This is a genomic window from Nocardia sp. NPDC059764, assembly GCF_042732555.1.
Classification (GTDB): domain Bacteria; phylum Actinomycetota; class Actinomycetes; order Mycobacteriales; family Mycobacteriaceae; genus Nocardia.
Genome location: NZ_JBHWHH010000024.1, coordinates 1 through 25,155, shown reverse-complemented (window position 1 = coordinate 25,155; position 25,155 = coordinate 1). Strand labels below are relative to the sequence as shown.

Here is a 25,155-nt window from a genome sequence, read left to right as displayed (position 1 = left end):
ACCGTGCGAGCTATGACCGCCATCACAACCGATGCCGACGCGATAGTCATCGGCTCCGGGATCAACGGCCTGGTGGCCGCCGCCGAATTGGCGCGCGCCGGCTGGACGGTGCTGCTCCTCGAAGGCAACAGCCAGATCGGCGGTTTCATCGCCACCGAGGAACGCACACTGCCCGGCTATCGGCACGACACCTACTCGTCGTGGCATCCGATGTTCGTGTCCGGGCCCGCCTACGCCGAACTCGGCGCGGACCTGCACAAGCACGGACTCGAGTACCGCAACAGCGACGGGTGGGTGACCGCCAGCGTCGCCGACGACGGCCGGGTCTCGATCGCGCACCGCGATCCGGAACGCACCGCCGCGCTGTTCACACATGCCGGAGACGGCGACGCCTATCTGGCGATGCTGAACCAGCTCGCCGCCAGCGCGGCTCCGATCGGCGGACTGATGAACGCCGAACTGCGCTCGCCCGCCGCACTCGGCCCGCTGGCCGGACTGCTACGCGGCAACGGCCGTCGCGGTGCCGAGGCCTGGTTGCGCACGGCTGCCAGCAGCGGTCGCGGCTACCTGCGCCGTGAATTCCACGGCCCCGAGGTTGATCACTTGTTCACGCCGTGGCTCCTGCACGCCGGATTGTCCCCGGACCACGCCTCCGGCGGGGTGATGATCCCGTTGTTCGCGGCCACTCTGCACGGCGCTGGACTGCCTGTCGTGGCAGGCGGCTCGGGCGGGCTGCTCACCGCCTTCGAATCGCTGCTCGGATCACTCGGTGTGCAGGTGAGCACGTCGACGCCGGTCGACCGCATTCTCGTGGAGCATGGCCGCGCGACCGGCGTGGTGAGCCGTGGTCGCACGCTGCGTGCGCGTCGCGCCGTGCTCGCCTCGGTGACCCCGACCGCGTTGTACGGCAACCTCTTACCGCCCGGCGCGGTGCCCGCTCCCCTACGCGCCGAGGCCGCGGCGTTCCGTTACGGCCGCGCGGAGATGCAGATCCACGTAGCACTGTCGGCGCCGCTGGACTGGCACGACGCCCGTTTGCGGGACACTCCGCTGATCCATCTGTCCGACGGTTCCGGCAGCACCGGAATCGCCTGCGCCGAAGCCGAAGCCGGGCTGCTCCCCCGCCGCCCGACCGTCGTGGTCGGCCAGCAGTACGTGCTCGATCCGACCCGGGTGCCCGAGGGCGCGGCGGCATTGTGGCTACAACTACAAGAACTCCCGTTCGCCCCGCGCGGAGACGCTGCCGGGGAACTCGACACCACCGACGGGTGGACCCCGTCGCTCGCCCGCGGATTCGCCGATCGGGTGCTCGCGCGGATCGCCGCCCATGCCCCCGACCTACGCCGGAAGGTGCTCGCGGTCGACGTGATCACGCCCGCCGATCTGGCCGCCCACAATCAGAATGCTGTCGGCGGAGATCCGTACGGGGGCTCGTGCGAGGTGGATCAGAGCTATCTGTGGCGTCCGCTGCCCTCGGCTGGACGCCACGCCACCCCCGTGCGGGGCCTGTGGCAGATCGGCGCTTCCACGCATCCGGGACCAGGGTTGGGCGGCGGCTCAGGACATCTGGTCGCGCACGCGCTCACCCGGCCGCGGGGGCTGTTCGGCGCTCGTGGCCGGCGATAGCGCGCGCTGGACAACCGCCGCGTCCTGCGGATAGCCGCGCACTGTCGGCCGAATCACACTCATCCCATCAGTTCTTTCACTCTCAGGAGTCGCGATGTCCCTGCTCAACGCCGTTGTCGAGGCGACCCGCTCCGGTGCTGTCGACATCATCGATCTGACCACGCCGCTGCAGGAGTCCACGCCGATCCTCGAGCTGCCGCCTCCACTGGCCAACACCATCCCGTTCCGGCTCGAGGAGATCAGCCGCTACGACGATCGTGGTCCCGCTTGGTACTGGAACAACATTCACACCGGCGAGCACACCGGCACCCACCTGGACGCGCCCGTGCACTGGGTCAGCGGTCGCGACCGGCACGACGTCTCGCAGGCTCCGCTGCGCACGCTGGTCGCACCCGCCGCGGTCATCGACATGACCGCCGAGGCCGCCGCAGATCCGGATTTTCTGTTGGAAATCGACCACATTCGACGCTGGGAGGCCGAGCACGGCCCGCTGCCCACGAGTGGCTGGCTGCTGTACCGGACCGGGTGGGAGGCGCGCGGCGAGGACGCCGTCGCATTCGCGAACGGCGGCCACACACCCGGTGTGTCCGTCGAATGCGCCACGTGGCTGGCCGAGGAATCCACCCTGACCGGATTCGGGGTGGAGACCGTCGGCACCGACGCCGGCGCGGCGGCGGGCTTCGAGACCGCCTTCCCCTGCCACAGCATGCTGCTGGGCGCCGGCAAATGGGGTCTGACCAGCCTGCGCAATCTCGGCCGGCTGCCCGCCATCGGCGCCCTGTTGATCGTCTGCCCGCTGCCGATCGTCGGCGGTTCCGGCAGCCCCGCGCGGGTGCTGGCGCTGGTCGAGCGCGGCGAATAGGAGGAGAAGCCAATGGCGGAACGATCATTCGCGAACGAGGTCGGCAAACTCCGGCAGGGCGAAGGCACCACCCTGCACGTGGAAGGCATCCTGGCCGTGACCAAGGCGCTGCTGCAGTCCGGCGTCGCCTATGTCGGCGGCTATCAGGGCGCGCCGATCTCACATCTGATGGACGTCCTCGGCGACTCCAAGGAAGTACTCGACGAGCTGGGCGTCTATTTCGAGAACAGTGCCTCCGAGGCCACCGCGGCGGCGATGCTGGCCGCCTCGGTGCACTACCCGCTGCGTGGCGCGGTGACATGGAAGTCGACCGTGGGCACCAACGTTGCTGCCGACGCCCTGGCCAATCTGGCCAGTGGCGGCGTCACCGGCGGAGCACTCGTCATTCTGGGCGAGGACTACGGCGAGGGCTCCAGCATCATGCAGGAGCGCTCGCACGCGTTCGCGATGAAATCGCAGATGTGGCTGCTGGATCCGCGGCCCGACATCCCCGCGATCGTGAACGCGGTCGAATCCGGATTCCAGCTGTCGGAGGCCAGTAACACCCCGGTGTTCCTGCTGTTGCGGCTGCGCTCGTGCCACCTGCACGGGACCTTCACGGCTTCGGACAACCGCCGCCCGGCGGTGACCGTGACCGAAGCGACCCAGCGGCCGACCCGGGACGTGAGCCGAATCGTGCTGCCGCCCGCCAGCTTCCACCACGAGCAGGAGAAGATCCAAGACCGCTGGCCCGCGGCGGTGAACTATATCCGCGAGCACCGGCTCAACGAGGTGTTCGGCGAGGACCTCGCCGATGTGGGCATCATCGTCCAGGGCGGGCTGTACAACACCCTCAACCGGTCGATGGAACTGCTCGGATGCTCGGATGCCTTCGGCGACACCAAGGTTCCGCTGTACGTCATGAACGTCGCCTATCCGGTGATCGACGAGGAAGTCATCGAATTCTGCGCGAACAAGCGCGCGGTACTGCTGGTCGAAGAGGGGCAGCCGGACTTCATCGAGCAGAACATCAACACGATTCTGCGCCGCGCCGGGATACCGACCGCCCTGCACGGCAAGGACATGTTCACCATGGCGGGCGAGTACACCTCATTGGTGCTCACCCGGGGCCTGCACCGGTTCCTGACCGATTATCTTCCGGACGCGATCGCCTCCGAACCCGCGCTGCTGCGCCCGGCCGAGGATCCCACGAGCCCGTTCGCCACCCGGGTCGAGCCGGAGCTGGTGCGCCCGCGCCCGCCCGGGCTGTGCACCGGCTGCCCGGAGCGGCCCATCTTCAGCGGGTTGAAACTCGCCGAGCGGGAGACCGGGCAGCATCACGTCAGCGCCGATATCGGCTGCCATCTGTTCTCGGTCAACGCGCCGTTCGATCTCGGTGCCACGACCATGGGCTACGGCCTCGGATCGGCCGCGGCATCGGCGTTGAATTCGAAGGATTCCGATCGCCGCACCATCGCGATCATGGGTGACGGCGGTTTCTGGCACAACGGCCTGACCAGCGGTGTCGGCAATGCGGTATTCAACCGCAATGACCAGTTGCTGGTGGTTGTCGACAACGATTACGCCGCCGCCACCGGAGGACAGGACGTGCTGTCCTCCCACGCCGAGACACCCGCGCGCTCGACCAAGCATCCGATCGAGCAAGCCGTACGCGGCATCGGAGTCGGCTGGGCCCGCACGATCGACGACACCTACGACGTCACGACCGTGCGCGACACCTTCATCGAAGGGCTCACCACTCCCGAGCAGGGACCGAAAGTCCTTGTCATGCAGAGTGAATGCCAGCTCAACCGGCAGCGGCGCGAGAAGCCCCGGCGGGCACAGGCGTTGAAGGCGGGCGAGCGGGTGGTGCGGCAGCGTTTCGGGGTCGACCCCGAAACCTGCACCGGCGATCACGCCTGTATCCGCATCTCGGGCTGTCCGTCACTGACCATCGCCGACAACCCGGATCCGATGCGCACCGACCCCATCGCCACCGTGCTCGACAGCTGTGTCGGCTGCGGGGTGTGCGGCGCGAACGCGCACGCGGCGGTGCTGTGCCCGTCGTTCTATCGCACCGACGTCGTCTACAACCCCACCCGCCGCGACCGCCTGCTGTCGAGGATGCGCGCGTGGTGGATCAGCATGCTCTCCCGTGGCGTCGAACGCCGCGCGGCCGGATTGGAGGCGGTGTCATGACCGGCTGGTACAACGGGCAGCGCCCGATCACCATCGCGATTCTGGCCATGGGCGGCGAGGGCGGTGGTGTGCTCGCGGACTGGATCGTCGAAGTCGCCGAGAGTGCCGACCACTACGCGCAGTCCACCTCGGTGCCCGGTGTGGCCCAACGCACCGGGGCCACCGTCTATTACGTGGAACTGTTCCCTCGCACCGCGCACGCCACCACCGGATCCGGCCGGGCGGCACCGGTTCTGAGCGTCTTCCCCACGCCCGGCGAGGTCGACATCGTCATCGCCTCCGAACTGATGGAGGCCGCGCGCGCCGTGCAGCGCGGCTTCTCGACCCCGGACCGGACCACACTGGTCGCCTCCACACACCGGGTCTACTCGATCGACGAGAAGATGGCGCTCGGCGACGGCCGCGTCGACGGCACGGCGCTGCTCGACACCGCCCGGCGCGGCGCGAAGCGGCTGATCGCGACCGATTTCATGGCGGTGGCCGAGCAGCACCGCAGCGTGATCAGCGCGGCCTTGTTCGGCGCGGTCGCCGGATCCGGCCTGCTGCCGTTCACCCGGGAGCAGTGCGAAGCGCCGATCCGTGCGTTCGGCAAGGGCGTCGAGCAGTCGCTGGCGGCGTTCGCCGACGGTTTCGACGCGGCCGCGGCGACCGTCGAACCGGCGAGCCCGCCCCCCACCGCGCAGCCGGTGGAGCTGACGCTCATCCCCAAACCTCTGACCGCCGCCGAACGCAAGGAGCGAGAGGAACAGCGGCGCAACGAGATCGCGGCCACCGATCCCGGCGAGCTGGTCGGCCCACGGCTTCGCGAGCTCGCGCGCACGGTCAGCGGTATGCCGCCGGCCGCGCGATCGATGATCCTGCACGGACTGGTTCGCACCGCCGTGTACCAGAACCCGGGATACGCGCGGCTCTATCTACGGCGTGTCGCCACAGTCGCCGACATCGACCCCGACCGCGACGGCGCGGCGCGGCTCACCGTGGAGGCAGCGCGGCAGCTGGCCCTGTGGATGTGCTACCAGGACACGATTCAGGTTGCACTGCAGAAGATCCGGCGCCAGCGCACCGACCGCATCCGGGCTGAGGCCGGCGCCGAACCGGACCAGCTCATTCACGTCCACGAGTACCTGCACCCGCAGGTCGACGAGATCACCGACACCATGCCGGTGCGCCTGGGCTCGATGCTTCACCGGTCCAGTGCCTTTCGCCGCCTCATCGGCAGGCTCACTCACCGGGGCATGATGGTCAACACCAGTTCGATCACCGGGTTCACCGCGCTATCGGTGACGGCCCGGCTGCGCCCGCTGCGCCCGCACTCTCTGCGATACGCCCGTGAGCAGCAGGCCATCGACCAATGGTTGCGCACGGCCGTGGCCGCCGCGGCCTTCGACGCCGAGTTCGCCCGCGAAATCCTGGCCTGCCAGGGCGTGCTGAAGGGCTACGGCGCCACCTACGAGCACGGCGCCGAGAGCTTCGCCGAACTCATGGGGGCGGCGCACGACCTGACCGGCCGGACCGACGCCGCCGGACACCTGGCCGCCTTGCGGGCGGCCGCACTCGCCGACGAATCCGGCGACACCCTCAGCGCCGAACTCGTCCGCGTCGTTCCGGGATAGGGCGCCGGCTACTCCAACGCAGTGGACACGCCGGTCTCGTCGATCGGCGCGTCCACCGGCAGCGGCGTCGTGAGGCCCACGATCGCTCCGACCGACGCCCCCAGCGCCGCGCCCAGCAGGGCCGCGGGCCCGGCCACGACGGCCACACCGACGGCCGCCCCGACCAGCGGTCCGACCACCAAACCGGTGGGCAGGAACGGGATCCCGGCCACGAATCCGAGACCGGCGCCGACCAGTCCGGTGGCGATCGCCAGCGGCGCGGACACGCCCGCCCCGATCCCCGCGCCGATGGCCGCGCCGACACCGGCGTCGACCACGGTGACGCCGCACCGCTGCGCATCGACCGGAATGGACGCGCACAGCGAGTCCACCGCTTGTGGATCCACCCCCGGCAGCGGGTCGGCCGCATCGATGGAAGGTAGTTGGCCGTTCAATAGCCAATCCGGTGGCGCCGGTAGCGCGGCGGGCGGGGGCGCATAGTCCTCCGACGCCGCCGAGGCGACTCCGGTGCCGAGCAGCACAGCGAACGGCAAAGCACCCGCAATCAACAGTGGCCTCGACCGGATCCACCAATCGGCTTCCAGCATTCCGCACCTCCTGAGCGAAAAACTGCTCTACATCGAGCAATTGCCTGATGCCCTAGAGATCTTAAGCGGAGCACGTGGCGAAATAAGGACGAAACTCCAATATCAATTCACGGTCGGCAAATCCACCGTCACACCCCGTATTCCACGCCCTCCCCCACCTCCCGCGAGTCGCCGGCCACCCGCCCGAAGGCCCGTGCCGACAATTGGCCGCCCCGCCCGATCCAGCAGCGCGGGCGGCGAATTCGACTGTCCACCAGCCGATGTGGCGTCAGGTATCTGCCACTATCGATATATGTCGCAATACAGAGAAGCCGTGGAATCGGCGGACGGCACCCGCATCGTCTTTCACTCCCGAGGTGACGGCCCGGCCCTGGTTATCGTCCCCGGCGCGCTGGTCACCCTCGACCTCTATTTCCAGCTCGCAGAATTACTGGCCCCGGACTACCGGGTCCTCGTGGTCGAACGGCGAGAATACGGCGAGAGCGGAAACGGCCCCCGGCCCGCCGAATTCACCGAACAGGCCGCCGACCTGGCGGCGGTGCTCGCGACCCTGGACGACCCCGCCTTCGTCTTCGGGCATTCCGCGGGCGGCCTGGTCGCCTTGCACGCACTCCACCGGGATCAGTCGATGGTCCGACGCCTCGCGCTCTACGAGCCCCCGGTGACCCTCGCCGGTTCCCCGCTGACATCGACCCTCGAAACGATCCGCCAGCACATGGCCGCCGCGCGCCCCGCGGACGCGATCATCGAATTCTTCACCGCCATTGTCGAACCCACCCCGCCCCGCGCGGCCTTGCAGCCCCTCGCCGACGGCCTGGCCTTCCGAGCCTCCGGCCTGGTGGCCGACCTCGAATGCCTGATCGCCATGAACTCCGACATCACCCCGTGGTCCAGCATCGACATCCCCACCCTCCTGCTCGCGGGCGAGCTCACCGACCCCTACGGCACCGAGAGCGTCGAACGTCTCCGGGCGACGCTGCCCGACGCGCGCACCATCACCCTGCCGGGGCAGTTCCACCACCCCCACGACGCCGCTGCGGTGGCCGCGGCACTGCGAAAGTTCTTCGCCTGAGCAGAGGTGTTGACAGCGCTTACATTCAATCCCAGCCTGATGTTAACACCGAATACATTAGAGCGAGGAACCGGGAAACATGCCATCGACCTCTCGGAACACAGTCGAGGTCTCCCTCGACGGCCGCGTCGTCACCGTCCCCGAAGGCGGCCTGTACGACACGTACCGCATGCGGCCCGACCTCGACGCCATCGCGGCGGATCCACGGGTGAGCAGCGTGGACTTCTTCCGCCGGATGCCCAAGACCGAGGTCAGCTCCCGCATCGGCAAGACGTTCACCCCGAACTTCTACTACCGCATCTCGACCGCCCGGCTGGTGATGCTCGCCCGCACCCGTACCATCCGCGGCCGGCTCCCCCGCGAGCTCGCACCGCTCGAGGTCGTGCCCGGCATCGGGATCGTCTCACTGATGCTGTTCCGCTACGACGTGTGCGATATCGACACTTCTACACCGAGGCGGCGGTCGGCATCGCGGTCCGCCCGGCACGGCACGGACGCCTCGGCACGGTGGACCTGCTCGCCGGACTCACCGACGACCATCTCCACTCGTACGTGCTGTCACTCCCGGTCAGCAGCGAGATCGCCCAGGTACGCGGCCACGACGGCTACGGATTCCCCAAGTGGGTCACCGACATCGACATCGACATCCGGGCCGATCGGACCACCGCCCGGGTGGCGAACGACAACGGCGGCTCATTCGGTCGGCGACCCGACCGCGCCGGTATGTCAGTTGGTGTGAGGCGTGTGGGAGACCTGGCTCGACGCGCCGAGTACCGCGAAGACGGCAGCGCGAATACGTTCCGCGACAGCCTCGTCGGAGACCGCCTCGAACTTGCCGTCCAGGTGCAGGAACGCCAGGCCGTGGACCAACGCCCACACCGCGATGGCCATGGCCTCCGGATCCGACGTCGGAAACGCCTGCCGCACAATGTTCTCGACGTACTCGTGGATCGCCTCGGTGGCCGCGACCCGCTCCGGACTCGTCGGATCACACGGATCGGCGAACATCACCCGGAACAACCCCGGCCGATCCACGGCGAACCGCACGTACGCGATGGCGATCAGCGCCAGATCCTCCGGCGTGACCGGCGCGGGATGCACGGCGGCCAAACGGCTTGCCAGATCGCGGTATCCGACCGCGGCGACCGCGGACAGCAGAGCTTCGCGGTCCGCGAAATGGCGGTAGGGCGCGGCCGTCGACACACCGGCACGTCGGGCCACGGCACGCAAGGACAGGTCGGCGGCGCCGTTCTCCTCCAGCAGCTCGACCGCCGCGCGCAACAGCGCCGAGGGCAGGTCGCCGTGATGATACGGCTGAGTGGTCGACGACGTCACGCGAACGAATCTATCAAGCGGCGACGCCACGCCGGCCCAACCACCGGCCGATCTTCCGCTCGAACACCGCCCTAACGCGGCCCCGCCCGCCGCCGATAGCGGGGTGTGGTCGCCGGCCGTCGCGCCCGGTTCGCGGCCCCACCCGGTGCTGGTTCCGGATCGCCGCCGCGTCTACGATCCACCCATCGACCGGGGGGACGACGATGCGTAGGAGGGGCATTGCGCACTGATCTGACTCTGCTGCACCAGTTTGTGCTCTCGCAGCTGACCTCCATGGGACTGGACCGCACCCGCCTGATCCGGGAATCCGGTGTGCCGGAGTGGACACTGACCGGCGGCGGCGTCCACGTCCCCAGCGAAACCTTCTGGCGGCTGTGGGAGACCGGGGCGAAGATGCTCGACGATCCGGACGTGGCGCTGCGGGTCGCGAGCCGGTACCAGCTCCGGGCAACGGGGCTCTACGACTATTTGTTCACCAGCGCACCGACCTTGGGCGCCGGACTGGCGACCTGCGGCCCCTATGTCAGCGCCGTCACCACCAACCACAATTTCAATCTCGTCGACGACGACCGCGGGCCGACGCTGCGCCTGGACATGGTCGACGGGGCCGACGCGACCCGCGACCACACTCAGCTGTGGGGTTTGGCCGCCGTGCTGACCCGGGCGCGCCGCGTGGTCGACGCCCCCTTGGACCCCGTCCGAGTCACCGTGCGCCGCAACGCACCTCGTCGGCTCGATGCCTACAGGGACGTATTCGGCGACGCCACAATCGAATTCGGCGCGGACGTCGACGCGATGACCTTCCGCCCAGCCGATCTGGACCTGCCGCTCACCACCGCCGACCCGGTCCTCGCCGCGGTGCTGCAACCCCTGGCGGACGCGCTGCCGCCTCCCCCGCCCCTCATCTCCGCGTGGCCCGAACGGGTCGCCGTGGCGGCGGCCGCCGCCCTCGACGAGGGTGACGCGTCCTTGGAACGGGTCGCGCGGCGGCTCACCACAAGCCCGCGCACCCTCCAGCGCCGGCTCGCCGAAGCCGGGACGACGTGGCGACGTGAGCTGGACCGGGCGCGCTCGGCCCGTCTCGGCGCGGCCCAGGCGACCGGTCCGCTGAGCCGAGGCAAACAGGCACAACTCCTGGGGTACGCCGACGAGTCCTCCATGCGCCGGGCCGCGCTGCGCTGGGCGGTCGCCACCAGCACACGCCGCTCGCCGCTGCAGCCGTGATCTATCGACGATCGAGACCGCCCACCGAATAGCTGCATATCTGCTCGCCATCGGCGATAGGCTGAGTACGTCGAAAGGTGAGTCGATAATGGCCGGTGCTCGCAGCCGTACCGTGAGGATCGCGCGCGGCCGATGATCGACGACGTGACGAACCGTATCCCCCGCGACGTGAACCTGACGGTAGCGGAGGAATTGCGTGAGCTCGGCTTCGAGAACGCCGAAGAGACGGATCGCGGCCGGTTCGGCGTGGTCTACCGGTGTCGGCAAGCGGGGTTGGATCGCACGGTCACGGTGAAGGTCCTGACCGGGGACCTGGACGAGGACAGCCAGGCGCGGTTCGTGTGGGAGCAGCAGGCTCTGGGCCGGCTGACCGGGCATCCCAATCTCGTCACCGTGCTCGCGGCCGGTGTCAGCAGCGGCGGGCGGCCCTATCTCGCCCAGCCGTATCACCCCGTGGACTCGCTGGGTGCGCGGATCCGGCAGCGGGGCCCGCTTCCTGTCGATGACGTGCTGAAGGTCGGGGCCGGGATCGCCCGGGCGCTCGAGAGCGCGCATCGGCTGGACATCGTGCACGGCGACGTGCAGCCGGACTGTATTCTCTACCCCGAATACGGTGAACCCGCTCTGACCGACTTCGGAATCGCGCGCGTTCCCGGAGGCTCCCGAACTTCTGCCGAGGGAAGCCCTCCGACTCCCGCCGCCGATATCCATGGGCTCGGCACGACTATGTTCTGGGCGCTGACCGGTCATGCCGCCCCCGAGCCGTACGCACCGGACCTGCGCGATCGCGGCTTCCCCGCCGAGGTGTGCACCGTCGTGGAAGCGGCGATGCACCGCGATCCCGGACAACGGCCCTCCGCCGCCGAGCTCGGCGCGACCATCCGGCATATACAGCAACGCAGTGCCTCGCGAACCACCCGACACCACCGCCCGCTACTGCCCGAATTGACCAGCTTCATCAACCGGCGCGCCGAGTTGAGCGCACTCAAGCACCAGCTCACCGTCTCGAGGCTGGTGACGCTCGCCGGGATGGGCGGCGTCGGCAAGACCCGGCTGGCGCTGCGGGCGGCCTCGGCCGCTCAACGCGATTTCGCCGACGGGGTGTGGGCGATCGACCTGGCCGACGTGCGCGACCCGTCGCTGGTGGCTCCCATCGTCGCGGCCGCTCTGGGTGTGCGGGCCGATTCGGCTCGGCCGGTCCACGACACGCTCGTCGAGTATCTGCGATCCCGGGAAACGCTGCTCGTCGTCGACAACTGCGAGCAGGTCGCCAAACCGATGGCGAGCCTGGCCGAGACCTTGTTGTCGCAATGCCCGGGCCTGCGGATGCTGGTCACCAGCCGCGAACCGCTGGATATCGGCGGCGAAGCGGTGCAGCGACTACTGCCGCTGAGCGTGCCCGCCGCCGACCGCGAGCCGACGCTGCGACAGCTCCGCAAGTACGACGCCGTGACGCTGTTCGCCGATCGCGCCGGCACGGTCGTACCCGGCTTCGAGGTGACCGAGGAGAACAAGGCCGCGGTGGCCGGGATCTGCGCCCGGTTGGACGGTCTGCCCCTGGCGATCGAACTCGCGGCGGCTCGGATGCGCACGATGTCGCCGGACCAGATTCTGCAGCGGCTCACCGACCGGTTCGCCCTGCTCACCCGGGGTCGCCGCACCGCGCCGACCCGACAGCAGGCTCTGCGGTGGTGCATCGACTGGAGCTATGAGCTGTGCACCCCGGCCGAGCAGCGGCTGTGGGCCCGGTTGTCGGTGTTCGCCGGTGGTTTCGAACTCGAAGCCGTCGAGGCGGTGTGCGGCGCCGAGGCCGAGACGGCGGAACTGCTCGATGTGCTGTCCTCGCTGGTGGACAAATCGGTGGTGATCAGGGAGGAACCCGACGGCGTGGTCCGCTTCCGGATGCTCGACACCGTCCGGGAATACGGGCAGGACAAGCTGCGGGAAGCCGGTGCGGACGAGGAATTCCGGCGCGCGCACCGGGACTGGTACCGGCGGCTGGTGCTCGACGCCGAGAACGACTGGATCAGCGACCGGCAATGCGACTGGATGGCCCGGCTCGACCGCGAGCAGGGCAACATCCGGGCCGCGCTCGAATTCTGCATGTCCGACCCGACCGAGCAGTCGGCCGAAGCGGGGCTGCGCATCAGCGCCGCGTCCCTCACCTTCTGGAGCTTCCGCGGCCTGTTCGGTGAAGGCCGCCGCTGGCTCGAGCGCGCCCTGGCCCATCCGTGCGCGCATTCGGCAACCGACCAGGTCCGGGCGCTGCACGCCAGCATATTCATGGCCACGCGGCAATGGGACCTCGAGACAGCCGCCACCCTGCTCGCCCACGGGCGGGTGCTCGCCGAGCGTGATCCCACACCCCTGAATCAAGCCTTGATCGCGTATGCGGAGGGAGATCTGGCGCTCTATCGCGACGACCCCCCGCGCGCGGTGTCGTGCATCAATCGAGCCATCGAGGTGCTGAGCTCCGAGCCGCGCGGATGCCTGCACGTCTCCGCTCTGCTGTTGCTCGGTGTGGCGTACGCGCAGCAGGGCGACGCCGAGCGCGCCGCCGAGTGCCACCAGCGGATGCTGTCGATCACCGAGGAGTGCGGCGAGTCGCTGTTCCGGTCGACCGCTCTGGGAATGACCGCGATCGCGGCCTACCGCCGGGGAGAGGGCGCCCGCGCACAGGATCTGCTGCGGGAATCGCTGCGGCTCAACCGGCGCGTGCGCAGCCTGCTCGTCGCGGCGCTCGATCTCGAAGTGCTGGCATGGATCGCCGCCGGCGCCGACGACCAGCGCGCCGCGGTGCTGATGGGCGCGGCGGCGAACATGATGCGGACCGCCCCCGGCGTGGCCATCTACTTCCCCCAGATGGTCGAAGCCCACCTCGACTGCGAGCGAGCGGTGCGTGGCGCGCTCGGCGCCGCGCGCTTCGATACGGCGTGGCGACGCGGACGCGCGATGCGGGTCAACGCCGCGGTCGCCTACGCCCTGAACGAGGAACGGCCGGCCGACGCACCCCGCCCCGGCGCGACGACTCTGACCAAACGAGAACGCCAGGTCGCGGGCCTCGTCGCCGAAGGGCTCACCAACAAGCAGATCGCGACCCAGCTGGTGATCGCCCAGCGCACCGTGGACGCGCACGTCGAGCACATCCTGGCCAAGCTCGGGTTCAACTCGCGCGCCCAGATCGCGGCGTGGATCGTGGACGCGGACCAAAAATAGGTATACCCAGTGGCCATTCCACCGTCGTGTGCGACGCCCGGACCGACGATGCTGAAAACCGAAATCCACCAGCACCGGTCCACGGAGGTTCGGTTCCATGTCCCTACCGATTGCCCAGCACCCAGCGAGTGTCAGCGACGACGAAGACATGTTCGCAATCCGGCGATGCGCGGCCTGCGACAAGCTGTTCGGGCCGATGGTCGGCGCCTGTTCGGCCTGCGCGTCCGACGATCTCGAGTGGGTGCCGGCGTCCGGGTCCGGTTCGATCGTGTCCTCGCGGAGGGTGCACCGCACGGGTGATCCGCAGAGCGTATCGACGCCGATGACCATCGCCATCGTCGAACTCGACGAGGGACCCTGGGTCTACACCTCCTTCGAAGGTGAGGTGCCGCTGATCTCCATCGGGCCGGTGCGGGTGCGCTTCCAGCAGAGCCGCGAGGACGGATTTCCGGTCGTCACCGTCGCCGACCGCCCGAACCGGCTGCTTCGATGACCACTTTGCAGCCGCTCGCCTACGGATATGTGCGCGACGATCTGTTGAGCAACCGTGACCCGAGTGCCAGCGACACGCTACTGCGCGCCGCGGCCCGATCCCTCGGGTACGTGCTCGGCACGGTTTTCCACGAGCCGGGACCTCAGAGCGCGACATTGCCCCCGGTGTTCGTCGACCTCGTCCACGAATGCCGGCGAGCCGAGGCCTGCACGGTGCTGACGCTCCCCGGACACCTGGCGAGCACGTCCGTGTGCCGCAAGGTCCTGCTCGCGATCCTCGACGCCTCGGTACAGGAAGTCAGCCCATGAGCGTCGTCTCCGCACCGCTGACGCCGGTGGCGATGCTGTTCGTCCTCGGGTACCGAATCCTTCAGATCACCGAGGCGACCTACTACCGCTTGTGCGATCGACACCGCTGCTCACCCGACGGTGCCGCGCGGCTGTAACCCGGCGGCTCGGTAGACCACCCGCTGCGTGGGAGGCGACCCGAGTCAGCCGACACAGCCACCGCATCACGGCTCACCGCTCAACGCGCGGGCAAACGTTCGGTCAGAACCCGAGACCGGTGTGGATTCGATCGAGCAGGTCGCCGGTCCGGAACGGTTTGGGCAGATACCCCGACGCGCCCGCGCTGATCGCGAGGCCCACGAGGTCGGGATCGGTTTCGGTGGTCACGATCAGGATCGGCACCGACGAGGCCGCCCGCAGTCGCAGGCAGAACTCGGGTCCGGACAGGTCCGGCAACATCAGATCGGTCAGCACCAGATCCGGCTTCCAGCTGGTGACAGCGGTGAGCGCCTGGGCGGCCGTCGACGCGTGCACGGCGTCATAACCGGCCGCGCCGAGGACCAGCAGAGTCATCTCGGCGGTCGCGGGATGTTGCTCGACGATCAGCACCCGGGCCGCCGGCCGAATCTCATCCCGCACGTCGATCGGCGGACGGCTGGCTCGAGTTGTGGAGAGTTGATGAAGGTTCATGGACGTATCCCTTGCTGACCGGAATCCCCGACCGGGTGTGACCCGCCCCACCTTTCCGGACGGAACTCGACGCTAAGCCGAACAGCAACTTGTCAGCAATAGCTGCGTGCTCTGAACCGTCCGATTCATCACGATCGTCACGTTCCCGTGATCTCGCGGAGCCGCACCGGCGGCCACCGTGACCGTATCGAGAGCAAACAGCCACGTGGAGTTCACCGACGCGGGTGCCGAAGACGGCTCCCGGGCCAGATCAGAGACCACCACCGGTCCGACGAAGCCTTGCGAAGCGCACTCTGGAACATGCACGGCGATCAGCTACCCGAGTAAGGAGAAGAGGCAATGACCACCATCCACATGCACGCCAACACGCGTGTGACGCCCGAGCAGTTCGTCGCAGCCCTCACCGACTTCGGCCCGGGCCGATCGGAGCTGTTCGGCAACAGCACCGGGTCGTACCTCGCGGTGCACGCCCAGGATCCCCAGCACGCGGACGTCACCGAAGGATCCACCGGAATCTGGGAGCGACTCGACTACGACTGGACCAACCCCGACCACGTCGTGCTGACGACCACCGACTCCAACGCGTGGGGTCACCACTCCGGGCACACCTACGACCTGACCCCGCGTCCCGACGGCACCACCGATATCGACTACACCGTGGTACGCGAGGGCAAGAATCCGCGCGGCTGGTTCCTCGGAGCGGTGCTCGCCACCGTCGGCCGGGGCGTGCTGACCAAGGCGTTCAAGAACTCGGTGACCGCGATCGAGGCCCGAACCGAGACCACCAGGTAGACGAGGCCCACGTTCGACGGATTACTCGCGGGTACAGCCGAATAGCGGAATAGGCGCACCGTGACCAGATAGAGAGCCAACGGCCATACGGATTTCATCGCGGTTCGGCAACGGCACTCGATCACGAGGCGCGACCATGAAGTATGGCAGCGAATGATGAAGATCAGCAGATCGAGGAACTCGTTGGTCGACTCACCTCCAAGTTCCCGGCCGTCGGCGCCGGGACCGTCGCCGACATAGTCCACGACGCCCACCGCACGTTCGACGGACGTCCCGTCCGCGACTTCATCCCGCTACTGGTCGAGCGGATGGCCGCCCGCAGATTGACTACCGCCCCACAGTGATTCGAGACTCGGGTACAGCTCTACAGCCGTCTCGGGCCGGACCGGTCGCGTCGGTTCTCAGCCCGCGGGCCGAGTGTGCCGGATGCCTCGCCAGCCGAGTGGGAGTTGGACGCGCCCTGCGCGGATGTCGCTGATGAGGTGGGCGTAGCCGTCGCGAACTTCGCCGAGGTGAACCCAGGCCGAGTGTCGAAGGTCCTCGCAGTCGCTGTGCAGCACCGTCCACCACGCTTCGGCGTAGGTCTTGGCCACGTGGCTGATCACCTCACCGAAGGTGTGGGTGTGGCGGCGGGCGCAACGGCTGTGGCGGACAGAGGAGGCGGCCCAAGAATTGATCTTGTCGATGACCTTCGCGATATCGGCGCACAGCGCCGCCTCGGTGACCTCCGGCGCATTCCGCCGCGGATTCAGCACCGCGGAAATCAACGCGGCATGCAGATCGCCGAGCTCCCTCGCCCACGTCACGAGCGGGAACGGTTCGGCAAGCCGCCCGGCGATCGCGGCCAAGAGTTGCTCCGGGGACAACAACGATTCGGAATCGGTCGCCGGGTACTCGGACGCCGCTACACCCGCATTCATGCGCGCCCGCCTGTGGCGCTACCGAACGAGCCGGTCATGCGATGCATGCGAAAGCTCGTCGCTCATCGACGACTTCGGTGAGATTGGCGTGCTGATACATGGGCGGTAGGTCAACTTTTCGAGATGAATGGTTGATGTCGAGAACGCGCCGGTGCGACTCGGGGCATAATGCTAATACTGACTGCGCACTCAGTCAACGACAGTTCGCGCGGTCGATCGGTTCTCCAGGGGTGTCGGAGAATGTGGACGAACAGGGGCGGGATCGATGAATGAACGTGCGGCGGGACCTGGCAAGTCGGGCGCGATTCTCGACATGTTCACGCGCCATGTCGCCGAAAAAGGCTACGACGGAACGAGTTTCAGCGAGATAGCACGCGAGCTCGGTATCTCGCAGGGCTTGATCGTGCACCATTACGGCACGAAGGCGCGATTGCTGGAAGCGCTGCACGTCTCCTATATGCGGCGCCGTGTCGACGAGGCGGAACGAATCGTCTCGACCTTCTCGACGCCACCCGAGCAGCTGGCCGGGTTGTTGCACGCGGCCATGCTCTATCAGGTACACGACCGGAACCGGACCGTCGCATTCCAGCGCGAGGTCGCCCGATTCGGCCAGCAGGAAGAGGATTCCGAGGGGCGCAAGCTGCGCAGGTATTACACCGGAATCCTGCGCGGCGTGCTCGAGGCGGGCATCGCATCCGGCGACTTCCGTCCCGTCGACACCAGCATCCGGAGCCTGCTCGTTTTCGGCGCCGCGCAATGGGCGTGGACGTGGTTCGAGCCGGGCGGACGCAATTCGGCCGCACAGGTCGGTTCCGAACTGGTGGATCTCACTCTCGGATCGCTAGTGCAGAGCAGGGCGGAGTTACCGCGCCTGCGCGATCCCGACGGCGATCTCGTCGCAACGGTGATCGGCATCATCACCGCATGAGCGCGAACGACCGCGCTCGGCGCACGTCCATGCCCCGCGCGTGAGTCCGAGTGGGCTCAGAGCTTGTAGCCGATGGCGCGGAGCAGTCGGTGCCGGTCGGCGCGGTCGGTCTCGGTTTCGATCCCGAGGGGCGGCGTACCGTCGACGACGCCGATGATGCCGCGCCCGAGCGAGGTTTCGGCGATGAGCACCTCGACGGGGTTGGCCGTGGCACAGAAGACGGTGCAGAGCTCGGGGATATGGCGGATCGCATTGAGAACGTTGACCGGGTAGCCGTCGCGGAGAAAGACGATGAAGGAGTGTCCGGCGGCGAGGGCTGTCGCGTTCTTGGTGGCGAGCTCGATCAGACTGTCGTCGTTACCCGACCAGCGGATCAGGCGGGGGCCGGAGGCTTCGCAGAAGGCCAGCCCGAAGCGGAGTTGCGGGCCGGTGCCGACTAAGGCTTCATGGAGGTCCTCGACGGTCTTGATGAAGTGGGACTGCCCGATGATGACATTGAGCTCATCGGGATTCTCGATGGGCACCGCTGTCAATTCCATACGGCTATCGTCCCTCGTCACGCTGCCGGGAAACAACCCGCCCGACTCGGGCCGAGCCCTGATGCGACTCCCTACCGCTGGATACGCTCGGCCAACGAGACGATGATTCCTTCGGGTCCGCGGACATAGGCCATCCGCCATATGCCCTCGTATTCACCGATGCCTCCCACCAGGCCGTACCCGTCTGCTGCGGCGTGGTCAACGGCGGCCTGCAGATCCTGCACCTCGAAAGCGACGCTGCGCAGACCCAATTCGTTGGCCGGCGCGGCCGACGAACCCGGCAGGTGCTCCGGCCGCTCGAAGCTCGAGAGCTCCAGCGTCGTTCCTCCGCCGGGCACCCGCAGCATGACGATCTCGGTGGCGGCACCGGTCATACCGATCACCGTGTCCAGGAACGCGCCTTCGACAGCCATCTTCTGATCAGCCTCCAAGCCGAGGCTGACGAAGAACGCCGTCACGGCGTCCAGGTCGGCAACGGTGATGCCGACATGGTCGAATCGCTGAACGAATCCCATACCTACCTGCCTACGTTTCTCGAAGAGAGCTGCGAGGGCACCGGAACAATCCGCACGCCGAGTGCCAGACCTGTTATCTACCAGCCGATTACGTATATCAGCCGCAATCTTGGCGATTACTGTCGGAACCTCGAGCCTACGCAGCATTCCCGACGCCGACCGGGCCTCCGTCATCGAGAAACTCAGTCACTTCCCACGACATCGGCGCGGACACGGACCACGTCAGCCAGGTCGGCCCAACGGTTTCGCGTTGCGGTCAGGGTCGTGTCCGGTTCGGCGCGGGCCTTGCGACGCTGGTGCGCAGCCCACCTCGAGAGGGCATCCGTGATGACATACCGCATGTCCGGGTCTGCCAGATCGAGCACCAACTCCTGGTTTCCCGACTCGGCAGGGGCCGACCGATGCGTCCGCCGTTCAGGCACCCGAAGCTGGATCGAAGCCGGGCGGGGAAGAGCCGTGTGGTCGACTCGCATCCACTCTTTGACGGCATCCAATGGTTGTTCGCCGAGACGGAACGCCTCTGCGGCTTTGAGCGCACAACGCAGGCAGCGCGCTCGCCCCGGCACAGTTTCAGGCGTGGCGGGCCGTCCCGTGCATCGCTGCGTCCAATCGCCCGTGTTGTGCAGGTCCACGATCAGGTGCACCACGTCCTGTTTGTCGACCGCGCTTCCCTCGACGATCCAGCTGTTCATCTCGAAAGCCTAACGAGCAACACGGCTGTTTCGGTCTACGAGGACGGCCGTGTCCTCGGGCCCCATCAGGCCCGCGAATCGCTACAGCGATGGCACACACGGGATTTCTCGGCCGCGGCTACACCGCCGCCGGTCGGTCAGGAGATGATGCGGACGGCGTAGGGCATGATGCCGTCTTCTCGGACCGCGGAGACCTTGACGACCTCGCCGGATTGGGGGGCCTCGATCATCTTGTTGTTGCCGATGTAGAGGGCTACGTGCTGGGAGCCGCCGGGGCCCCAGAAGAGCATGTCGCCGCGGGCTCGTTCGGAGACGGGAACCCTTGTGCCCATGGTGTATTGGTAGCCGGAGTAGTGCGGGAGGGAGACGCCGACGCCGGCGAAGGCGTAGATCATGAGGCCGGAGCAGTCGAAGCCGGTCTTGTTGTAGTCGCCGTAGCTGTCGGCGGTGCCGCCGTCGCGGATGCCGAGGGTGGGGCCGTCCTCGTCGCCGCCGCCCCAGGCGTAGACGACGCCGAGTTGGGACATGGCGCGGTCGACGACGGTTTCGATGAGTTCGGAGCGGGAGCCGCCGCTGGGACGGGTGGTCTGGGTGTCGGAGCGGTTGGGCTGGGGGCGGCGCGGGGGTGGGGAGGAGTCCTGGACCTTGTGCGGTCGATGGCTCTGGCCGACCTGGTTGGCGCGGTCGGCGGCGGCGCGGTCGGCGGCCACGCGAGCGGCGGCGGCGACCGCGGCGGCGCGGGCTGCGGCCTGGGCGGCGGCTTCCTCGGCCTTGCGCTGCTGATCCCAGGCGACGAAGGCGTCACGCTGGCTCTGCAGGCCGGCCACATTGGCGCGGGCGGAGTCCAGGCGCTGCTGGGCCGAGTCACGCTGGGAGACAAGGCCGTTGCGGACATTGTTCTGCTGGTTGAATTCGGCCTGGGCGGTGGTGACGGCGTTCTGCGCGTCCGCCTTCTTGGCGTCGGCGGCGGCCGCGGCCGCGTCGGCGGCCTGCTGGGCCTGCTTGGCGGCCGAGGTCTTGTTGGCCTGGTCGACCTGGGCGTGGCGCAGGCCGTCGACGACCTGCTGCTGGTTCTTGGAGGCGATGGTCAGGATCTGGGCGCGGTTGAGCGCGATCTCGGGGCTCGGCGCGGCCATATAGCTGATCAGTGAGGTGGAGCCGGGACGCATGTAGACCTGCGCGACGTACTTGTCGAAATTGCCGTGCGCGGTATCGACTTTCGCGCCCGCGTCGGTCAGCTCCTGCTGGCACTGCACCACGGTTTGGGCGGCGGCATCGGCGGCGTCGCGGGCGATCTGCAGATCCACCAGGGCCTTGTTCACCGCTTCGCGGCGCACGGCGATCGCGTCGTCGAGCTGTTGCAGCTGCTGTTCGGCGGTGGCGACCTGGTTGATGAGCGCGCCGACCTCGCCGACACCGGCGTCGACCTGGGCTCCGGCGGCATTGAGGTCGCCGTCGCTGGGATTGGGGGGTGGGGGTGGGACCGCGTGTCCGGAGGCCATGCCACAGGCCAGCACGACGGCCGCTACGAGCAACTCCGTAGCGACTCTCGCTGGACGTCCGCGCCGCTTCGCCGGTCGTCGCATCGCACCTCCCTGGAGTCCCATTCGGCACATCTGTCCCAGGCGTGCCATCGCGAAACCGTACGACATGTCATGGAGTGCTCTGATCAGCCACGCCACAATCACACATATGTAATTCGTCAGTAGCCACATATTTGCAGGTAGATCACACAATCACCATGCGTCACATGACACGACACGCATCACCGAGTGGGCGTGTCGCATACGAACCGGGCGGTTTGCTTTACCGCGCCTCCGGATTCGGGCAATGAAAAAGGGGCCCGGGACGAACCCGAACCCCACCCGGCGACCCCGTCGCCGTCGGCAACAGAACCCCTACCCCACTGGAGTCGGCGGCCGCGCCCCCTCCGGAGCCCGCCGCGACTTCACCACGTACAGCCCGCCGATCCCCGCGACCAGCAGGCCCAGCAGCACCAGCGTGATCACCGTCCACGACACCGCCTCCGGCTGCTGCAGCCGATCCACGAAAACCCGTGCGGCATCGGCGGTGTGCTCGGGCCCGCGGTACTTGGCCCCGTCCTCGGCGCGCTCGAGCCGCCCGCGGGTGAACTGGTCGCTGAAGGTGCCGACCCAGTCGTCGCTGAAAACCACCACGGTGCCGTGCTCGATCTTGCCGACCTCGTTGGCCAGATCGCGCAGGTTCGCCTCGATTCCCGGATTGCCCGGCACCACAACGATATCGAGCTTGACGCCCTGATCGCGCGCGTCGGCGGCGATGGCCGCGAGGGCCTCCTGGTCGCGTCCCTCGGGGGCGGCGACATGGTTGTCGTCGAGATCGGCGATGATCTTATTCAAGTCGGTGTTCGGCGGTAGTTCCGCCTTCACGGGCGTGAAAACCGAGGGGTGCGAGACGGTCACGAACGCAGGGTACGGGACGGCTTGTCAGATCGCCTCACCGCGCCACACAGTTCCCGCCCCCGATGTGCTCACAGGACAAGCGTACTGTTAATGTCGGAAAACGGACGAGGCCCGCGCCTCGACGAGGCCATCGGCACAGCCCCGCCGCTGGCCCTCCCATTCACAGACGAGTGGAGCTGAACGTGACGAGTATCGATACCTTCGGCGCCAAGGGCACCCTCGAGGTCGGAAGCAACTCTTACGAGATCTTCCGGCTCTCGGCCGTGCCCGGCACCGAGAAGCTGCCCTACGCCCTGAAGGTCCTCGCGGAGAATCTCCTTCGCACCGAGGACGGCGCGAACATCACCGCCGACCAGATCCGCGCCCTCGCAGCCTGGGATCCGTCGGCCGAGCCCGACACCGAGATCCAGTTCACCCCGGCCCGCGTGATCATGCAGGACTTCACCGGCGTGCCCTGCATCGTCGACCTGGCCACCATGCGTGAAGCCGTCACCACCCTCGGCGGCGACCCTAACAAGGTCAACCCGCTGTCCCCCGCCGACATGGTCATCGACCACTCGGTCATCCTCGACGTGTTCGGCACCGCCGACGCCCTCGAGCGCAACGTCGACCTGGAGTACGAGCGCAACGGCGAGCGTTACCAGTTCCTGCGCTGGGGCCAGGGCGCCTTCGACGACTTCAAGGTCGTCCCGCCGGGCGTCGGCATCGTGCACCAGGTCAACATCGAGTACCTGGCCCCCACCGTCATGGTCCGCAACGGCCAGGCCTACCCCGACACCTGTGTCGGCACCGACTCGCACACCACCATGGTCAACGGCCTGGGCGTGCTGGGCTGGGGCGTCGGCGGCATCGAGGCCGAGGCCGCCATGCTGGGCCAGCCGGTCTCCATGCTGATCCCGCGCGTCGTCGGCTTCAAGCTGACCGGTGAGATCAAGCCGGGCGTGACCGCCACCGACGTCGTGCTCACCGTCACCGACATGCTGCGCAAGCACGGTGTGGTCGGCAAGTTCGTCGAGTTCTACGGCGCCGGTGTGGCCGAGGTTCCGCTGGCCAACCGCGCCACCCTGGGCAATATGAGCCCGGAGTTCGGCTCCACCGCCGCGATCTTCCCGATCGACGAGGAGACCATCAACTACCTGCGCCTGACCGGCCGCAGCGACGAGCAGCTCGCGCTCGTCGAGGCGTACGCCAAGGAGCAGGGCCTGTGGCACGACGCGGACAACGAGCCCGCGTACTCGGAGTACCTGGAGCTGGACCTGGGCACCGTGGTGCCGTCCATCGCCGGCCCGAAGCGCCCGCAGGACCGGATCCTGCTGTCGGAGAGCAAGAACGCCTTCCGTCAGGACATCCGCACCTACACCAACGACCCGGTGCCGCACACCGCGCTGGACGAGGCCATCGAGGAGTCCTTCCCGGCCAGCGACCCGGTCGCCCCGGGCACCGCCTCCGACGACTCGGCCGTCCCGACCGCCGCCAACGGCAACGCGGGCCGTCCGTCCAAGCCGGTCAAGGTGTCGGACCCGGAGCGCGGTGACTTCGTCCTGGATCACGGCGCCGTCGTGGTCGCGGGCATCACCTCCTGCACCAACACCTCGAACCCGTCGGTCATGATCGGCGCGGCCCTGCTGGCCCGCAACGCCGTCGAGAAGGGCCTCGCGTCCAAGCCGTGGGTCAAGACCAACATGGCCCCGGGCTCGCAGGTCGTCGCCGACTACTACGAGAAGGCCGGTCTCTGGCCGTACCTGGAGAAGCTGGGCTTCTACGTGGGCGGCTTCGGCTGCACCACCTGCATCGGCAACACCGGCCCGCTGCCGGAGCAGATCTCGGCCGCGATCAACGACAACGACCTGTCGGTCACCGCCGTGCTGTCGGGTAACCGCAACTTCGAGGGTCGCATCTCCCCCGACGTGAAGATGAACTACCTGGCCTCCCCGCCGCTGGTCATCGCGTACGCGCTCGCGGGCACCATGGACTTCGACTTCGAGGTCGACGCCCTGGGCAAGGACACCGACGGCAACGATGTCTTCCTGAAGGACATCTGGCCGTCCTCGCAGGAGATCGACGACACCATCAAGTCGGCGATCAGCCGGGACATGTTCACCAAGTCCTACGCCACCGTCTTCGACGGCGATGCGCGCTGGCAGGGTCTGAACACCCCCGAGGGCGACACCTTCGCGTGGGACGAGAAGTCGACCTACGTCCGCAAGGCGCCGTACTTCGACGGCATGTCGATGGAGCCGACCCCGGTCTCCGACATCAAGGGCGCGCGCGTGCTGGCGCTGCTGGGCGACTCGGTCACCACCGACCACATCTCCCCCGCCGGTCCGATCAAGCCGGGCACCCCGGCCGCGCAGTACCTCGACGCCAATGGCGTTGCGCGCAAGGACTACAACTCGCTGGGCTCGCGTCGTGGTAACCACGAGGTGATGATCCGCGGCACCTTCGCCAACATCCGTCTGCGCAACCAGCTGCTGGACGACGTCTCGGGTGGTTACACCCGCGACTTCACCCAGCCGGGTGGCCCGCAGGCCTTCATCTACGACGCCTCGCAGAACTACCAGGCCGCGGGCATCCCGCTGGTCGTGCTGGGCGGCAAGGAGTACGGCTCGGGTTCCTCGCGTGACTGGGCCGCCAAGGGCACCAGCCTGCTGGGCGTCAAGGCCGTCATCACCGAGTCGTTCGAGCGCATCCACCGCTCGAACCTGATCGGCATGGGCGTTGTGCCGCTGCAGTTCCCGGCCGGCCAGTCGGCCGCGTCGCTGGGCCTGGACGGCACCGAGACCTTCGACATCGAGGGCATCACCAAGCTGAACGAGGGTGTGACTCCGAAGACCATGAAGGTCACCGCCACCAAGGAGAACGGCGAGAAGGTCGTCTTCGACGCGGTCGTCCGCATCGACACCCCCGGTGAGGCGGACTACTACCGTAACGGCGGCATCCTGCAGTTCGTGCTGCGCAACATGATTCGCGGCTAGTCACTGCGATGTAGCTCGGTTCTCGAAGGGCTGTTTCGAAACCGAGTCGTGGTGGCGGGCACCGGAATTGCGTGAAAGCGCAGCTCCGGGGGCCGCCCCCCCACCCCACACCCGGGGGCGGAGCGCCGCGCGCCTGGGGGGTGTTCCCTTTTGTGGCCACAAAGATAAGG

23 protein-coding genes and 1 pseudogene are annotated in these 25,155 nt (G+C 68.0%); 15 read left to right on the top strand and 9 right to left on the bottom strand.

Annotated elements, in window-relative coordinates; translation table 11 throughout:
• Positions 1 to 12: 12 nt before the first annotated feature.
• From ACFV4K_RS07680 to ACFV4K_RS07665, 4 genes are all read left to right on the top strand, one after another.
• The gene (locus ACFV4K_RS07680) at positions 13 to 1,626 is read left to right on the top strand and encodes a phytoene desaturase family protein (RefSeq protein WP_379272927.1); all 1,614 of its coding nucleotides are present in this window, start codon (positions 13 to 15) and stop codon (positions 1,624 to 1,626) included.
• Positions 1,627 to 1,720: 94 nt separating this feature from the next.
• Entirely contained in the window at positions 1,721 to 2,488 is a 768-nt protein-coding gene (locus tag ACFV4K_RS07675) for a cyclase family protein (RefSeq protein ID WP_379272926.1), read from the top strand.
• Between the two features lie 12 nt (positions 2,489 to 2,500).
• Positions 2,501 to 4,666: a thiamine pyrophosphate-dependent enzyme gene (locus ACFV4K_RS07670; protein ID WP_379272924.1), complete on the top strand. Its 2,166-nt coding sequence runs from the start codon at positions 2,501 to 2,503 to the stop codon at positions 4,664 to 4,666.
• On the top strand, positions 4,663 to 6,279 hold the full coding sequence (locus tag ACFV4K_RS07665) for an indolepyruvate oxidoreductase subunit beta family protein (RefSeq protein ID WP_379272923.1): 1,617 nt from the start codon (positions 4,663 to 4,665) through the stop codon (positions 6,277 to 6,279). The genes ACFV4K_RS07670 and ACFV4K_RS07665 overlap by 4 nt, the downstream gene beginning before the upstream one ends.
• A gap of 8 nt (positions 6,280 to 6,287) precedes the next feature.
• On the opposite strand, the gene ACFV4K_RS07660 is transcribed toward ACFV4K_RS07665, so the two are convergent.
• On the bottom strand, positions 6,288 to 6,866 hold the full coding sequence (locus ACFV4K_RS07660; protein ID WP_379272922.1) for a hypothetical protein: 579 nt from the start codon (positions 6,864 to 6,866) through the stop codon (positions 6,288 to 6,290).
• 292 nt (positions 6,867 to 7,158) lie between these two features.
• Here ACFV4K_RS07660 and ACFV4K_RS07655 point away from each other — a divergent pair, with 292 nt between their 5' ends.
• Positions 7,159 to 7,938 (top strand): alpha/beta fold hydrolase, encoded by a 780-nt coding sequence (locus ACFV4K_RS07655; RefSeq protein WP_379272921.1) that lies wholly within the window; start codon positions 7,159 to 7,161, stop codon positions 7,936 to 7,938.
• Positions 7,939 to 8,017: 79 nt separating this feature from the next.
• Positions 8,018 to 8,631: pseudogene (locus ACFV4K_RS07650) on the top strand (acetoacetate decarboxylase family protein); the annotation flags it as partial.
• A gap of 33 nt (positions 8,632 to 8,664) precedes the next feature.
• Here ACFV4K_RS07650 and ACFV4K_RS07645 read toward each other — a convergent pair.
• Positions 8,665 to 9,273, bottom strand: a complete 609-nt coding sequence (locus tag ACFV4K_RS07645) for a TetR/AcrR family transcriptional regulator (RefSeq protein WP_379272920.1) — start codon at positions 9,271 to 9,273, stop codon at positions 8,665 to 8,667.
• Between the two features lie 219 nt (positions 9,274 to 9,492).
• Between ACFV4K_RS07645 and ACFV4K_RS07640 the strand changes: the two genes are divergently transcribed.
• The 5 genes from ACFV4K_RS07640 (at position 9,493) to ACFV4K_RS07620 (ending at position 14,651) form a co-directional block, all read left to right on the top strand.
• Positions 9,493 to 10,497, top strand: a complete 1,005-nt coding sequence (locus ACFV4K_RS07640; protein ID WP_379272919.1) for an AraC family transcriptional regulator ligand-binding domain-containing protein — start codon at positions 9,493 to 9,495, stop codon at positions 10,495 to 10,497.
• 144 nt (positions 10,498 to 10,641) lie between these two features.
• A complete protein-coding gene (locus ACFV4K_RS07635; RefSeq protein WP_379272918.1) occupies positions 10,642 to 13,713 on the top strand; it encodes a LuxR C-terminal-related transcriptional regulator in 3,072 nt (1,023 codons plus the stop codon).
• A gap of 97 nt (positions 13,714 to 13,810) precedes the next feature.
• Positions 13,811 to 14,206, top strand: a complete 396-nt coding sequence (locus tag ACFV4K_RS07630) for a Zn-ribbon domain-containing OB-fold protein (RefSeq protein WP_379272917.1) — start codon at positions 13,811 to 13,813, stop codon at positions 14,204 to 14,206.
• Complete coding sequence (locus tag ACFV4K_RS07625; protein ID WP_379272916.1) at positions 14,203 to 14,514, top strand: hypothetical protein; 312 nt, start codon at positions 14,203 to 14,205, stop codon at positions 14,512 to 14,514. Before ACFV4K_RS07630 ends, ACFV4K_RS07625 begins: the two co-directional genes overlap by 4 nt.
• The gene (locus ACFV4K_RS07620; protein WP_379272915.1) at positions 14,511 to 14,651 is read left to right on the top strand and encodes a hypothetical protein; all 141 of its coding nucleotides are present in this window, start codon (positions 14,511 to 14,513) and stop codon (positions 14,649 to 14,651) included. Before ACFV4K_RS07625 ends, ACFV4K_RS07620 begins: the two co-directional genes overlap by 4 nt.
• Positions 14,652 to 14,754: 103 nt before the next feature.
• Here the strand turns inward: ACFV4K_RS07620 and ACFV4K_RS07615 are convergent, their stop codons facing one another.
• A complete protein-coding gene (locus ACFV4K_RS07615) occupies positions 14,755 to 15,183 on the bottom strand; it encodes a response regulator transcription factor (RefSeq protein ID WP_379272914.1) in 429 nt (142 codons plus the stop codon).
• 339 nt (positions 15,184 to 15,522) lie between these two features.
• Between ACFV4K_RS07615 and ACFV4K_RS07610 the strand changes: the two genes are divergently transcribed.
• Together ACFV4K_RS07610 and ACFV4K_RS07605 are read left to right on the top strand one after the other, a co-directional pair.
• Entirely contained in the window at positions 15,523 to 15,975 is a 453-nt protein-coding gene (locus ACFV4K_RS07610) for a hypothetical protein (RefSeq protein ID WP_379272913.1), read from the top strand.
• A gap of 143 nt (positions 15,976 to 16,118) precedes the next feature.
• The gene (locus tag ACFV4K_RS07605) at positions 16,119 to 16,319 is read left to right on the top strand and encodes a three-helix bundle dimerization domain-containing protein (RefSeq protein WP_379272912.1); all 201 of its coding nucleotides are present in this window, start codon (positions 16,119 to 16,121) and stop codon (positions 16,317 to 16,319) included.
• 57 nt (positions 16,320 to 16,376) lie between these two features.
• Here the strand turns inward: ACFV4K_RS07605 and ACFV4K_RS07600 are convergent, their stop codons facing one another.
• A complete protein-coding gene (locus ACFV4K_RS07600; RefSeq protein ID WP_379272911.1) occupies positions 16,377 to 16,823 on the bottom strand; it encodes a hypothetical protein in 447 nt (148 codons plus the stop codon).
• A gap of 337 nt (positions 16,824 to 17,160) precedes the next feature.
• On the opposite strand from ACFV4K_RS07600, the gene ACFV4K_RS07595 reads away from it, so the two are divergent.
• Positions 17,161 to 17,823 carry a TetR/AcrR family transcriptional regulator gene (locus tag ACFV4K_RS07595; protein WP_379272910.1) on the top strand — a complete coding sequence of 221 codons (663 nt, stop codon included), beginning with the start codon at positions 17,161 to 17,163 and terminating at the stop codon, positions 17,821 to 17,823.
• 56 nt (positions 17,824 to 17,879) lie between these two features.
• Here ACFV4K_RS07595 and ACFV4K_RS07590 read toward each other — a convergent pair whose 3' ends face one another.
• The 5 genes from ACFV4K_RS07590 to ACFV4K_RS07570 form a co-directional block, all read right to left on the bottom strand.
• Positions 17,880 to 18,362, bottom strand: a complete 483-nt coding sequence (locus tag ACFV4K_RS07590; protein WP_379272909.1) for an adenosine-specific kinase — start codon at positions 18,360 to 18,362, stop codon at positions 17,880 to 17,882.
• 71 nt (positions 18,363 to 18,433) lie between these two features.
• A complete protein-coding gene (locus ACFV4K_RS07585; protein ID WP_379272908.1) occupies positions 18,434 to 18,877 on the bottom strand; it encodes a VOC family protein in 444 nt (147 codons plus the stop codon).
• Positions 18,878 to 19,059: 182 nt separating this feature from the next.
• Positions 19,060 to 19,569: a hypothetical protein gene (locus ACFV4K_RS07580; RefSeq protein ID WP_379272907.1), complete on the bottom strand. Its 510-nt coding sequence runs from the start codon at positions 19,567 to 19,569 to the stop codon at positions 19,060 to 19,062.
• Between the two features lie 137 nt (positions 19,570 to 19,706).
• Entirely contained in the window at positions 19,707 to 21,155 is a 1,449-nt protein-coding gene (locus ACFV4K_RS07575; protein WP_379272906.1) for an NlpC/P60 family protein, read from the bottom strand.
• Positions 21,156 to 21,467: 312 nt separating this feature from the next.
• Positions 21,468 to 22,010, bottom strand: a complete 543-nt coding sequence (locus tag ACFV4K_RS07570) for a DUF6676 family protein (RefSeq protein ID WP_379272905.1) — start codon at positions 22,008 to 22,010, stop codon at positions 21,468 to 21,470.
• A 182-nt stretch (positions 22,011 to 22,192) separates the two neighbouring features.
• Here ACFV4K_RS07570 and ACFV4K_RS07565 point away from each other — a divergent pair, with 182 nt between their 5' ends.
• Positions 22,193 to 24,985, top strand: a complete 2,793-nt coding sequence (locus tag ACFV4K_RS07565; RefSeq protein WP_379272904.1) for an aconitate hydratase — start codon at positions 22,193 to 22,195, stop codon at positions 24,983 to 24,985.
• The last annotated feature ends 170 nt before the right edge of the window (positions 24,986 to 25,155 follow it).